We start from the raw sequence: 13126 nt of genomic DNA, 5'->3' as shown, positions 1-13126 counted from the left end.
GCGGAGCCTTCGGCGCTACCGCTTCGGCCAGGTCCAGCGCGGCGCGTCGAGATCGGGCGCGCCGGTCTCGCCGAAGCTCTTCTCCAGACGGATCTCCGCCGCCGCGCCGCCGGTCCGCAGCGCGGCGAGCAGCGCTTCGCTATGGGTGACGATGGCGATCTGGCCGCGCCGGGACGCGACGGCCAGAAGCTCGGCCAGCGGCTCCATCAGCGATGGATGCAGGCTCGCCTCCGGCTCGTTCAGCACCATCAGTTCGGGCGGCCGGGGCGACAGCAGCGCGGCGGCGAGCAGGAGATAGCGCAGCGTCCCGTCCGACAGCTCCGCCGCCCCCAGCGGACGCAGCAGCCCATGCTGATGGAGGGCGAGACCGCCGGGATCGCTGGCAAGATACGAGCCCGGAAAGGCCCTCGCCACGATCGCGTCCAGCGCTTCCGCGTCGCCGATGGCGCGGATCGTGGCGATGGCGGCGGCGAGATCCGCGCCGTCGCCGGCCAGAACCGGCGTATAGGTCATCACCGGGCGGCGCCTGGCCGGGGCGTCGGGATCGGTGCGCAGCGCGTCGTAGAAGCGCCAGTTCCGCATCCGCTCGCGCATCGCCAGGAGTTCGGCGCCGTCCTGGGGATCGGCGCAATGCGTCACCATCGAATCGAAGGGCGAGAGGTCCGTCATCGCCTCGCGCCATTCGTGGCTTTTCGCCCGGCGCAGGCGGACGAGCCCGTTGCGGCGCTCGGCAAAGAGCGAGGCGCGGCCGGGCGACGCGCCCGTCCACATGGCCTCGACCTTGATCGCGGGGTCGTGCGGAAAGGGATTCTCCGCGCTCGGCATGCCGAGATCGATCGCGAAGCCGAAATCGTCTCCTGAGAAGCCGAGCTTCAGGCTGACAGGACCTCGGCGCACCGTGCCCTGCACCGGATGGAGACCGGCGCGCACCGCCCGGCCGATCATCTCCGGCCCGGCCCAGAGCGTCGAGGCGAGACCGCCCTCGGCGGCGAGCGTCGCGACCAGCCGCCCCTGCGCCGTTTCCGCCAGAAGCCGCAGCGCGCGGTAAAGGCTCGTCTTGCCGCTGCCATTGGCGCCGGTGACGATCGTCAGCCGATCGAGCGGCACGGTGAGATCGCGCAAGGACCGATAGCCGGAAATGGCGAGCGTGGTGAGCAAGGCGAAACCCTCCGTTCGGCCGGATCGCATGCGATGCCGTGGAAAAGAAGGCGGGACGATCGACGCCGAGCCGCGCGCCTTTCGGGCCGGCGGCCTTGTTTCCCTTTTGTTCGCATGCCATCTTCGGCGGAGACGTATCCTTCGCGATCGATCATGGCCAAGCAGAAACTCTCCTTCGTCTGCCAGAACTGCGGCAATGTCACCTCGCGCTGGCAGGGCAAGTGCGAGGCCTGCGGCGAGTGGAACACGATCATCGAGGAGAACACGGCCGGCGGCATCGGCGGCGGCCCGCAGCGCGGCTCGCTGCGCAAGGGCAAGCCGGTCGCGCTCCTGCCGCTCTCCGGCGAGTTGGAGGAGGCGCCGCGCATCCGCGCCGGCATCGCCGAATTCGACCGGGCGACCGGCGGCGGCATCGTGCGCGGCTCGGCGATTCTCATCGGCGGCGATCCGGGCATCGGCAAGTCGACGCTCCTGATGCAGGCGGCGGCCGGGCTCAGCCGTTCCGGCAACCGCGTCGTCTATGTTTCCGGCGAGGAGGCCGTGGCGCAGGTGCGCCTGCGCGCCCAACGGTTGAAGGCGGCCGAGACCGACGTGCAGCTGATGGCCGAGACGAATGTCGAGGACATCCTGGCGACGCTCGCCACCGACCGGCGGCCGGATCTCGTGATCATCGATTCCATCCAGACGCTCTGGTCGGATCTCGCCGATTCCGCCCCCGGCACGGTGACGCAGGTGCGCTCCGGCGTGCAGGCTTTGGTGCGCTACGCGAAATCCAGCGGCGCGGCGGTGATTCTCGTCGGCCACGTGACGAAGGACGGTCAGATCGCCGGGCCGCGCGTCGTCGAGCACATGGTCGACGCGGTGCTCTATTTCGAGGGTGAAGGCGGCCATCACTTCCGCATCCTGCGCACGGTGAAGAACCGCTTCGGACCGACGGACGAGATCGGCGTCTTCGAGATGGGCGACAGCGGCCTGCGCGAGGTGGCGAACCCGTCCGAGCTCTTTCTCGGCGAGCGCAACGCCAAGGCCCCTGGCGCCGCCGTCTTCGCCGGCATGGAGGGCACGCGGCCGGTGCTGGTCGAGATCCAGGCGCTCGTCGCGCCGACCTCGCTCGGCACGCCGCGTCGCGCGGTCGTCGGCTGGGACTCGGCGCGGCTCGCCATGGTGCTCGCCGTGCTGGAGGCGCATTGCGGCGTCCGGCTCGGCCAGCACGACGTCTATCTGAACGTCGCCGGCGGCTATCGCATCTCGGAGCCGGCGGCCGATCTCGCCGTCGCGGCGGCGCTCGTCTCCTCCCTGTCCGGCATGGCTCTGCCTTCCGACTGCGTCTATTTCGGCGAGATCAGCCTGTCGGGCGCGGTGCGTCCCGTCGCCCATGCGGCCCAGCGCATCAAGGAGGCGGAGAAGCTCGGCTTCGCCCAGTCGGTGCTGCCGCAGGCCGCCGCCGAAGGGCAGAAGATGCGCGAGGGCATCACCCACGAGGTCGAGTCGCTGCCCGATCTCGTGGCGCGCGTCGCCGGCAGCGGCCGCCGCCGGGGACAGGATCGCGCGATCGACTATGATTCCTGAGAAAAAAGTGCTTATGACACGGGTGACCCACCGTCCGGCGCCGCGCGCCGGGCGCTTTTCGTGCTTTTGACCCCGCGCTGCCCGCGGCGCGCCGGCGAATACGAGGCCCCGACCTGATGACCGTCACCTTGCTGGATGGGATCCTTCTCGGCGTGACGCTGATCTCGGCCCTGCTCGCCATGGTCCGGGGCTTCTCCCGCGAGGTGCTGTCGATCCTCTCCTGGGTGGCGGCGGCGGCGGCGGCCTTCTTCCTCTACGGGCCGGTGACGCCCTATGTGCAGAAATATGTGGACAACGAGAAGATCGCGATGATCGCGGCGGCCGGCATCGTCTTCGCCCTCACGCTGATCGTCGTCTCCTTCATCACGTTGCGCATCGCCGATTTCATCATCGACAGCCGGGTCGGCGCGCTCGACCGCATGCTCGGCTTCGCCTTCGGCGCGGCGCGCGGCATCCTCCTCGTCGTGGTGGCGATGCTGCTCTTCAACTTCCTGACGCCGCCGGAAAGCCAGCCGACCTGGGTCGCCAATGCCCGGTCGAAGCCCATGCTGGACGATCTCGGCCGCAAGCTCGAGGCGGCGGTGCCGCAGAAGCCGATGGAGCTTCTGCCGGCGGGCCTGCGCCAGAAGCTGGAGCACCAGCCGCCGGCGGAGGAGCCGGGCCAGGAGCCGAACACGATCGAGGGCGTGATCGGCAATTCCGGCGAGGCGCCGGCCGACGAGCCGGCCCAGCCGCGCTCGAACTGAGAGGAGCGGGCGATGCCGTCCCCGGATGTCGCGCCCGTTCATGATCATGCCGCGGGCGACCTCGCAGCGCGGCGCCACGACGACCATATGAGTGTTTCAACGACGCTCGGCACCCGCCGTCCCCTCTCCCGGGCCGGCGCCTTCCGTGCCGTTTTGCAGGCGAGCTCGTTCCATGGGTGAAGTTCCTTTCGGCGATCCGGACGACGATTCCCTCCACGAGGAATGCGGCGTCTTCGGCATCTTCAACAAGCCGGACGCGGCGCGCTTCGTGGCGCTCGGCCTCCACGCCCTGCAGCATCGCGGCCAGGAGGCGGCGGGCATCGTCTCCCATGACGGCGCGCAGTTCCATGTCGAGCGCCATAGCGGGCTGATCGGCGACACCTTCACCCGGCAGAGCGTCCTGGAGGCCCTGCCCGGCCAGACAGCGATCGGCCATACGCGCTACGCGACGACCGGCGGCGGCGGCCTGCGCAACGTGCAGCCCTTCTTCGCCGAGCTCTCGTCCGGCGGCTTCGCCGTCGCCCATAACGGCAACATCACCAATGCCATGACCGTGCAGCGCGAATTGCAGCGGCGCGGCTCGATCTTCTCCTCCACCTCCGACACCGAGACCATCCTGCATCTCGTCGCCACCAGCGGCGCGCGCCATTTCAACGAGAAGCTGATCGACGCCCTGTCGCGGCTCGAAGGCGCCTTCTCGCTGGTCGGCCTGTCGCCGAAGACGATGATCGGCGTGCGCGATCCGCTGGGTATCCGCCCGCTCGTCCTCGGCACGCTGGAAGGCGCGGCGATCCTCGCCTCCGAGACCTGCGCCCTCGACATCATCGGCGCCGAGTTCGTGCGCGACATCGAGCCGGGCGAGATGGTCGTCATCTCGGAGGACGGCATCGAGAGCCTCTTCCCCTTCCAGAAGCGGCGTCCGCGCTTCTGCGTCTTCGAATATGTCTATTTCGCCCGGCCGGACAGTTTCGTGGAAGGGCGCAATGTCTACGAGATCCGCAAGCGGATCGGCGCGGAACTGGCGCGCGAGACGAAGAACGCCGCCGATGTCGTGGTGCCGGTGCCCGATTCCGGCGTGCCGGCCGCCATCGGCTACGCGCAGGAGGCCGGCCTGCCCTTCGAGCTCGGCATCATCCGCAACCACTATGTCGGCCGCACCTTCATCCAGCCTGGCGACGCCATCCGCCATATGGGCGTGAAGCTGAAGCACAATGCCAATCGGCGGATGATCGAGGGCAAGCGCGTCATCCTGGTCGATGATTCGATCGTGCGCGGCACGACCTCGCAGAAGATCGTGCGCATGGTGCGCGAGGCCGGCGCGAAGGAAGTGCATATGCGCATCGCCTCGCCGCCGACGCGGTCGAGCTGCTTCTACGGCGTCGACACGCCGGAAACCTCGAAGCTCCTCGCCTCGCGCATGACGATCGAGGAGATGGCCGAGTTCATCCAGGTCGATTCGCTCGCCTTCATCTCCATCGACGGTCTCTACCGCGCGACCGAGGAGCCGGCGCGCAATCCGCACGCGCCGCAATTCTGCGATGCCTGCTTCACCGGCGACTATCCGACCTCGCTGACCGATCTCGACGCGGCGGACAATGTCCGCGCCCTGCCGGTGCTCGCCGGCAATGTCTGACACGGCACGGCGGCTCGACGGGCGGATCGCCCTCGTCACCGGCGCCTCGCGCGGCATCGGCCGGGAACTGGCGAAGCTTCTCGCCGGCGAAGGCGCCCATGTCGTCGCCGTCGCGCGTACGGTCGGCGGCCTGGAAGAGCTCGACGACGAGATCCAGGGCGCCGGCGGCAGCGCGACGCTGGTGCCGCTCGACCTCACCGACATGGCCGGCATCGACCGGCTGGGCGGGGCGATCGCCGAGCGCTGGGGCCGGCTCGACGTGCTCGTCGCCAATGCGGCGCTGCTCGGCGTCCTGTCGCCCATCGGCCATATCGAGGCGAAGGTCTTCGAGAAGACGATGGCGGTGAACGTCACGGCGACCTGGCGTCTCATCCGGTCGGTCGATCCGCTGCTGCGCCGCGCGGAAGCGGGGCGCGCGATCGTCATGTCGTCGGGCGCCGCCCATAGCGCCAAGGCCTTCTGGAGCCTCTATGCCGCCTCCAAGGCGGCCTGCGAGGCGCTCGTCCGCTCCTGGGCGCACGAGACGGACACGTTGCCGCTGCGCGTCAATTCCGTCGATCCCGGCGCGACGCGCACCGCGATGCGCAAGCAGGCGATGCCCGGCGAGGACCCGGCCTCCCTGCCCTCGGCCGCCGAGGTCGCGGCGCGCATCCTGCCGCTCGCCTTCGACGCCGTCACCGAGACCGGCGGGCTGTTCAACGTGCGCGAGAACCGCTTCCTCGCCTATCGCACGCCGTCCTGACCGCCATCCGTCACGAGACACCGCACACCATGTCGCAAGCGCTCGCTTCCCTGCACGAAGACGGTCTCGGCCCGATCGACACGGCGCGCCGGACGATCGAGATCGAGATCGAGGGACTGCGCGCGCTGGCGGCCTCGATCGACGGCGAGTTCGACCGCGTCGTCGCGCTGATCGAAGCCTGCGAGGGGCGCGTCGTCGTGACCGGCATCGGCAAGTCTGGCCATGTCGGCCAGAAGATCGCGGCGACGCTCGCCTCCACCGGCACGCCCGCCTTCTTCCTCCACGCGGCCGAGGCGGCGCATGGCGATCTCGGCATGATCGGCGGCGCCGATCTCGTCATCGCCATCTCGAATTCCGGCGAAAGCCAGGAATTGCAGCCGGTGATCGAATATTGCAGGCGCTTCCGGGTCACGCTGGTCGCCATGACGTCGCGGCCGGACTCCTCGCTCGGCCGCCATGCCGACGCGATCCTGCGCCTGCCGAACGCGGCGGAGGCCTGCCCCTTGTCGCTGGCCCCGATGACCTCGACGACGATGACCCTGGTGCTCGGCGATGCGCTGGCCTCGGCCCTCATCCGGGTGCGCAACTTCCAGCGCGACGACTTCGCCAAATTCCACCCCGCCGGCCGGCTCGGCGCGCAGCTCTTGCGCATGCACGAGGTGCTGGACCGCCTGCCGCATCTGCGCGAAGTGCCGCGCGTCGCCCTGGCGAGCCCGATGACGGACGTGATCGCCGCGATCGGCCGAGGGCAGCGCGGCGCCACCGCCGTCTATGACGGCGAGCGCTTCGCCGGCGTCATCACCGATGGCGACCTGCGCCGCGCCCTCGACGCCCAGCCGACGCTTGACCGCGCGGCCCGCGACATCATGACCGCCAAGCCCTGTTCCATCGATGCCGGGCGGCTCGCCGTCGATGCCCTGGCGCTCTGCGAGGAACGCCGCATCTCGCAGCTCTTCGTTACCGAAGCCGGCGGCGCCATCGCCGGCCTGGTTCAGCTGAAGGACCTTCTCGCCCTCGGCATCGTGTAGTCAGGCGGGCTCGGCGGCAAAACCCGTCGGCAGACCGTCGAGGCTTTCGACATTCTTTTCGGCCCGATAGGCGACGAGGCCGGCCTCGCCCTTATGCTCGGCCCAGCGTGCGAGATTGGGCCGTTCGCCGACGTAATCGAAGAGCGGCACGCCATAGCCGCAGGACGTCTGCACCAGATCGATGTCGAGAAGAACGATCTGGCGCGTGCCGAGCGGCGCTTCCGCCCCGAAATGGTCCTGCAACAGCTTGTCGAAGCTCGTCGTGCCGACGCGATGGGTCGTGCCCCGTCCGTAAAGGCGCATGATCAGCGGCTGGCCTTCGAAGGCACAGAACATGATCGTCAACCGCCCATCCGCGAGACAATGGGCCGCCGTCTCGCAGCCGCTGCCGGTCAGATCGCGAAAGGCGACTTGCTTTGGTCCAAGCACGCGCAGGCTCAGCGTCTCTCGCGGAGAGATGTTGACCCGGCTCTCCGGAGTGCTGGACGCGGTAAAGAACACATGCTGCCGCGCGATGAATTCGCGATGCGCGTCCGAGAGTTCGCCGAACTGCTTCGCCATGTCGCTATGCCCCGGAAGGATCGGTGTCCGTGCGTTCGTCGGTCGGCAGCGGCTCCACCGCCATGCCATAGCGGCGGACCGAACGGCGGTAGTCGCGCATCGAGAAGAGGATCGAGACGAAATAGGCGATCACCGTCACCACCAGCGTTTCCCACAGGAAGCTGGCGAGAAGGACGATGTAGAGGACGACGCAGAGCGTGACCGGGATGACGAGATCGCGGCGGACGCGGATGCTGATCGTCTTGCCGGAAAAGGTCGGGATGCGGCTCGCCATCAGGAAGCCGACGAAGAGCAGATAGGCGGCGGCGAAGAGCGCCGCGGGACGCGGCCCGATGCCGAAATCGAAGCCGGAAAAGCCGAGATAGACCGGAAAGAAGGCGAGCCCCGCCCCGGCCGGGGCCGGCACGCCGGTGAAGAACTTGGTCTGCCAGGCGGGCTTCGGCGCGTCCAGCATCGTGTTGAAACGGGCGAGGCGCAGGGCGCAGGTGGCGGCATAGAGCAGGGCCGCGATCCAGCCGGCCGAGCCCGCGTCGTGCAGCGAATAGGCATAGAGCACCATCGCCGGCACCACGCCGAAATTCACGATATCGGCGAGCGAATCCATCTCCGCGCCGAACCGGCTCTGGCCCTTCATCATCCGGGCGATCCGCCCGTCGATACCGTCGAGCAGCGCCGCCGCGATGACGAGGCCGACCGCCAGCTCGAACCGGCCCTCGAAGGCGAGGCGCATGCCGGTCATGCCGGCGCAGATCGCGACGATGGTGATGAGGTTCGGCACGATATGGCGCAGCGGAATGCGCCGCTTCTCGCTCGGCGCCGCGCGTTCGCCCCCCTCGTATCCGGGCGCCGGCGGCTCGAAGGGCTGGAAGGGCGATTTCATCGGTCAGTCGCGCCGCGCCGGATAGGTGGACGGGCCATCGGCGAATTCCGCGATCACCGTCTCGCCGGCCACCGCCTTCTGGCCTTCGGCGACGCGCGGCTTGGCGCCTTCCGGCAGGTAGATGTCGAGGCGCGAGCCGAAGCGGATCAGGCCGAAGCGCTCGCCCGCTTCCAGCCGGTCGCCGGTCGCCGCGAAGCAGAGGATGCGGCGGGCGACGAGGCCGGCGATCTGCACGACGCCGATCTCGCCGCGCGGCGTCTCGATCACCATGGAATTGCGCTCGTTCACCTCGCTCGCCTTGTCGAGCTCGGCATTCTTGAACTCGCCCTCGCGATAGGCGATGCGCGCGATGCGCCCGCGCATCGGCGCCCGGTTCACGTGGCAGTCGAAGACGTTCATGAAGATCGAGATGCGCAGCATCGGATCGGGGCCGAGTTCGAGCTCGGCCGGCGGCGAGACATGACCGACGAGCGAGACGCGGCCATCGGCCGGGCTCACCGTCACATGGTCGGCGAGCGGCGTCACGCGCTCGGGATCGCGGAAGAACAACACGCACCAGAGCGTCAGGATCAGGCCGATCCAGAACAGCGGCTGCCAGAAGAAGCCGAGGATCACCGAGGCGACGAAGAAGGCCGCGATGAAGGGATAGCCCGCCCGGTGGATGGGCACGAGAACGTTGCGGATCGAGGTGAGGATATCCATCCCTCGCGGGGTCCTTTCGGGTCGGAGCGCGTCGCCTCGGGTTGAAGCCCGAAACGGGTCGCGGTTGCAAGCCTCGCGGCGCGAATGCCGCGCGTCAGGCGATGCGCTGGCGATCGACGATGCCGAACTCGTCGGCGGCGCGGGCGCGGCGCAGGGCTTCCTCCGCCTCGGTCGCCTCGCGCTGCATGCGCCACATTTCGGCATAGAGGCCGCCGGCTTCAAGCAGGCCCGCATGGCTGCCGCGCTCGACGATCTCGCCGGCCTTCAGGACGAGGATCTCGTCCGCCGCGACGATGGTCGACAGGCGATGCGCGATGGTGAGGGTGGTGCGCTCGCGCGCCGCCTCGTCCAGCGCCGACTGGATCTCCTGTTCCGTATGGGTGTCGAGCGCCGAGGTCGCCTCGTCCAGGACGAGGATCGACGGACCCTTCAGGAGGGTGCGGGCGATGGCGACGCGCTGCTTCTCGCCGCCGGACAGCTTCAGGCCGCGCTCGCCGACGCGCGTGGCGAAGCCCTCCGGCAGAAGCTCGATGAAGCGGCCGATCTGGGCCCGTTCCGCCGCCTGGCGCAGCTCCGCCTCGCTCGCCTCCATCCGGCCGTAGCGGATATTGTATTCGAGCGTATCGTTGAACAGCACCGTATCCTGCGGCACGATGCCGATGGCGGCGCGCAGCGAGGACTGCGTCACCCGCGCGATATCCTGCCCGTCGATGGTGATGCGCCCGCTTTCGAGATCGTAGAAGCGGAAGAGAAGGCGCGACAGCGTCGACTTGCCGGCCCCCGACGGGCCGACGATCGCCACCGACTTGCCGGGCGGCACCTCGAAGCTGATGCCCTTCAGGATCTCGCGCCCCGCCTCGTAGCGGAAGCGGACATTCTCGAAGCGGATCGCGCCGGCGGTGACGGCGAGCGGCGCGGCGTCTGGACGGTCCTCCACCTCTTCCGGCACGTCGAGCAGCGTGAACATCTCCTCGATATCGGTGAGGCCCTGGCGGATCTCGCGATAGATGAAGCCGATGAAGTTCAACGGAATCGAAAGCTGCATCAGGAGCGAGTTGATCAGCACGAAATCGCCGAGCGTCTGCGTGCCGGCCCGCACTTCCAGCGCCGACATGACCATCGCGGCGCCCATGCCGACCGAGAAGATGACGCCCTGACCGAAATTCAGCCAGCCGAGCGACACCCAGGTCTGCGTCGCCGCCTTCTCGTAACGCGCCATCGACTGGTCGAAGCGATCGGCCTCCATCGACTCGTTGCCGAAATATTTGACGGTCTCGAAATTCAGGAGCGAATCGATCGCCTTGGTGTTCGCCTCGGTATCCGAGTCGTTCATCTCCTTGCGGATGCGGATGCGCCAGTCGCTCGCCCAGATCGTGAACCAGGAATAGAGGAACACGGTGGCCGCGACGACGATGACGTAGGAGAGCCCGTAGGCGAAGCCGAAGATCGCCGCCGTCAGCACGAATTCCAGGATGGTCGGCAGCGTGTTGAGGATCGTGAAGCGCACGATCGTCTCGATGCCCTTCGTGCCGCGCTCGATGATGCGCGACAGACCGCCGGTGCGTCGCTCCAGATGGAAGCGCAGCGACAGACGATGGAGATGCACGAAGGTGCGGAAGGCGAGCCGCCGCACCGCATATTGGCCGACGCTGGCGAACAGCGCGTCGCGCAGCTGGTTGAGCGCCACCGAGACGATGCGCACGACATTATAGGCGACGACCAGGGTGACGGCCCCGGTCAGCACCAGCGGCAGCACCTTCGTCGCGCTGTTGGCGCCGGTCAGCGAGTCGGTCGCCCATTTGTAGAAATAGGGGATGGCGACGGTGAGGAGCTTGGCGAGCACCAGATAGAAGCTCGCCCAAAGGACGCGGGCCCGCAGGTCCGGCCGCTCCTGCGGCCACATATAGGGCCAGAGATTGCGTAGCGTGGCGAAGGTGCGCCCGCTATCGACGGTTCTAGGCTGTGGATGGGACAAGGGAATTTTCGAATCCGGAACGCCGCGCGCGGCGCGGCCGTGACATCCCCGATCTAGGCTGGAACGATCCCAAAGAAAAGCGGGCGCCCGGCGCCCGCTCCGTCAACCATCCGCGCCCTAGCGGGTGGCCGTCTCGCCCGGGGTCGCCTGCGCCGCCTCATCCTTCGGCACCTGCAGGAGCTGGCCGGGATAGATGCGGTTCGGATTGCGGATCTGGTCGCCATTGGCGAGATAGATCACCGTATAGCGCCGCCCCTGGCCATAGGCCTTGCGCGAGATGCGCCAGAGCGAATCGCCGCGCCGGATGAGGACGCGCGCCTGCACCGTCTCCATCGCCGGCTGGGTGGCCGTCGCGACGCCGGCGGCCGCGCCACTGGCGTCTTCGGGCGCGACAGTGCGGGGCTCGGCGGCGGCGACGGCCGACATCGTGTCGCCATGCGGCTTGACGAAGGGCACCTCGACGCGCGAGGCGACCGCGCCGTTCGGCCCGATCATATCGGCGCGGATGCGGTGCTCGCCCTCGCCGAGCGGCAGGGTGGCGGTCACGAGAAAGCGGCCATTGGCGCGTCGCCGATCCTCGCCGGCGAGGCGATCGTCGACATAGACGCGCACCGGCTGCGAGCCGGCCGCCTGCCCGGCGACATAGATGCGGCCGTTCTCGATCTCCACCGCATCGACGGCGAAGCTCGAGGCCGGCGGAGCGGCCGAAGGCGCGGTCGGCGCCGGCATGGCCGTGGCGACCGTGGTCGAGGCGGCGGGATCGGTGGCCGGCGGCGCGGCGGGCTCGGCCTTCGGCACCGCGATCAGCCGCGAGGGCTGACCGGGCGTCTCGATCATGGCCAGAAGCTTCTCCGGCTCGTGCGGCTGCGGCACGCTGACGATCGCGGCATCGGCCGAGACGATGGTCCGGCCGTCCGGCTGCGCCGCCTCGATGCGCAGCTGATGGTCGCCGACGGCAAGGCGCTGGTCGAGCACGATGGCGAATTCGCCCTCGGCGGAGGCCTTGGCGCTGCCGACGACCTTCTCGCCGTCGAGCAGGCGGATCTCGCTGCCGGGCTTCGCCCGGCCGGCGATGACGGCCGAGCCGTCGGGCTCGACGCGCAGGATGTCGAAGCTCGGCGCATCGGGATTACCGGCCGGCTTGCCTGCACCGGCATCCGCCTTCGCCTCGGCGACGGGCGCCGGCGTGGCGGAAGCGAGGGACGGAGCGCCCTCGCCCGCTGCCGGCTTGTCGCCCGCCGGAGCCGGAGCGGTCGGCGTCGGCGCCGGATCGGCGATGGACGAGCGGGCCGTCTCGGCAAGTTCGGTGATGGATTGCGAGGCGCGGTCGCGGACCTGCCGAAGCCGTTCGGAGCTCAGCATGTCCCAGTAGCCCGCAAGGATCGCCCCCAGCAGGAACAGGCAGAATACGACGAGAACTGAAAACTTCCGACTCATGCCCGCAGCGATCGATTCGGCCGCCTGCCCGAAATTAAGTCCCGCAGCCTGTTAATTTACAAACATTTAACGGAGGCGGGTCCGGGGAACAAGCGAAGCGACGATTCTGTGAGCAATTGAGGTAAACGGGTCAAATTTGAAGGAACCGCCGACCCTGCCGCAGAGGCGACCGGCGGCTCCCCGGAACGGCTCGTCAGAGCTTGTCCTTCATCTCCGGCAGCACCTGGAACAGGTCGCCGACGAGGCCGTAATCGGCGACCTGGAAGATTGGCGCTTCCCCGTCCTTGTTGATGGCGACGATGACCTTGGAATCCTTCATGCCGGCGAGATGCTGGATCGCGCCCGAAATGCCGCAGGCGATGTAAAGGTCCGGCGCCACGACCTTGCCGGTCTGGCCGACCTGCCAGTCGTTCGGCGCATAGCCGGCATCCACCGCCGCGCGCGACGCGCCGACCGCCGCGCCGAGCTTGTCGGCGAGCGGCAAGACGACTTCCTCGAACTTCTCCTTCGAGCCCAGCGCCCGGCCGCCCGAAACCACGATCTTCGCGCTCGCGAGTTCCGGCCGCTCGCTTTCCGCCAGCCGCTCCTCGACGAAGCGCGACAGGCCGGGATCGCCCGCCCCCCCGATCCGCTCGACCGAGGCCGAGCCGCCCTCCGAGGCCGAGGCGAAGGCGGTGCTGCGCACCGTCAGCACC

At 68.8% G+C, this 13126-nt stretch carries 12 protein-coding genes; 5 read left to right on the top strand and 7 right to left on the bottom strand.

What is annotated here, in order from left to right:
- Window positions 1–15: 15 nt before the first annotated feature.
- Entirely contained in the window at window positions 16–1158 is a 1143-nt protein-coding gene (locus tag IEY14_RS00060; RefSeq protein ID WP_188906203.1) for an AAA family ATPase, read from the bottom strand.
- A 153-nt stretch (window positions 1159–1311) separates the two neighbouring features.
- Here IEY14_RS00060 and radA point away from each other — a divergent pair, with 153 nt between their 5' ends.
- From radA to IEY14_RS00035, 5 genes are all read left to right on the top strand, one after another.
- Window positions 1312–2727 (top strand): DNA repair protein RadA, encoded by a 1416-nt coding sequence (radA, locus tag IEY14_RS00055; protein ID WP_188906202.1) that lies wholly within the window; start codon window positions 1312–1314, stop codon window positions 2725–2727.
- Between the two features lie 116 nt (window positions 2728–2843).
- Window positions 2844–3473 carry a CvpA family protein gene (locus IEY14_RS00050; RefSeq protein ID WP_188906201.1) on the top strand — a complete coding sequence of 210 codons (630 nt, stop codon included), beginning with the start codon at window positions 2844–2846 and terminating at the stop codon, window positions 3471–3473.
- A gap of 172 nt (window positions 3474–3645) precedes the next feature.
- Window positions 3646–5106: an amidophosphoribosyltransferase gene (gene purF, locus IEY14_RS00045; RefSeq protein ID WP_188906200.1), complete on the top strand. Its 1461-nt coding sequence runs from the start codon at window positions 3646–3648 to the stop codon at window positions 5104–5106.
- Window positions 5099–5848: an SDR family NAD(P)-dependent oxidoreductase gene (locus IEY14_RS00040; protein WP_188906199.1), complete on the top strand. Its 750-nt coding sequence runs from the start codon at window positions 5099–5101 to the stop codon at window positions 5846–5848. The genes purF and IEY14_RS00040 overlap by 8 nt, the downstream gene beginning before the upstream one ends.
- A gap of 29 nt (window positions 5849–5877) precedes the next feature.
- Window positions 5878–6876 carry a KpsF/GutQ family sugar-phosphate isomerase gene (locus IEY14_RS00035; RefSeq protein ID WP_188906198.1) on the top strand — a complete coding sequence of 333 codons (999 nt, stop codon included), beginning with the start codon at window positions 5878–5880 and terminating at the stop codon, window positions 6874–6876.
- On the opposite strand, the gene IEY14_RS00030 is transcribed toward IEY14_RS00035, so the two are convergent.
- The 6 genes from IEY14_RS00030 to IEY14_RS00005 all read right to left on the bottom strand — a co-directional run.
- Window positions 6877–7437, bottom strand: a complete 561-nt coding sequence (locus tag IEY14_RS00030) for a pyridoxamine 5'-phosphate oxidase family protein (RefSeq protein WP_188906197.1) — start codon at window positions 7435–7437, stop codon at window positions 6877–6879. It abuts the gene before it with no gap.
- Between the two features lie 4 nt (window positions 7438–7441).
- Entirely contained in the window at window positions 7442–8317 is an 876-nt protein-coding gene (locus tag IEY14_RS00025; protein ID WP_188906196.1) for a CDP-alcohol phosphatidyltransferase family protein, read from the bottom strand.
- A gap of 3 nt (window positions 8318–8320) precedes the next feature.
- Window positions 8321–9019, bottom strand: coding sequence for a phosphatidylserine decarboxylase (locus IEY14_RS00020; RefSeq protein WP_188906195.1), 699 nt, complete (start codon window positions 9017–9019; stop codon window positions 8321–8323).
- 94 nt (window positions 9020–9113) lie between these two features.
- Window positions 9114–10994 (bottom strand): ABCB family ABC transporter ATP-binding protein/permease, encoded by a 1881-nt coding sequence (locus IEY14_RS00015; RefSeq protein ID WP_188906194.1) that lies wholly within the window; start codon window positions 10992–10994, stop codon window positions 9114–9116.
- A 117-nt stretch (window positions 10995–11111) separates the two neighbouring features.
- Entirely contained in the window at window positions 11112–12431 is a 1320-nt protein-coding gene (locus tag IEY14_RS00010; protein WP_188906193.1) for an Ig-like domain-containing protein, read from the bottom strand.
- Window positions 12432–12624: 193 nt separating this feature from the next.
- The coding region (locus IEY14_RS00005; protein ID WP_195826171.1) for an electron transfer flavoprotein subunit alpha/FixB family protein at window positions 12625–13126 on the bottom strand (502 nt) is incomplete at its 5' end.

This window comes from Aureimonas endophytica, from assembly GCF_014642635.1.
GTDB classification, from domain to species: domain Bacteria; phylum Pseudomonadota; class Alphaproteobacteria; order Rhizobiales; family Rhizobiaceae; genus Plantimonas; species Plantimonas endophytica.
Note: the sequence above shows the minus strand (reverse complement) of the source record. Positions and strands in the feature narration are given on the sequence as shown.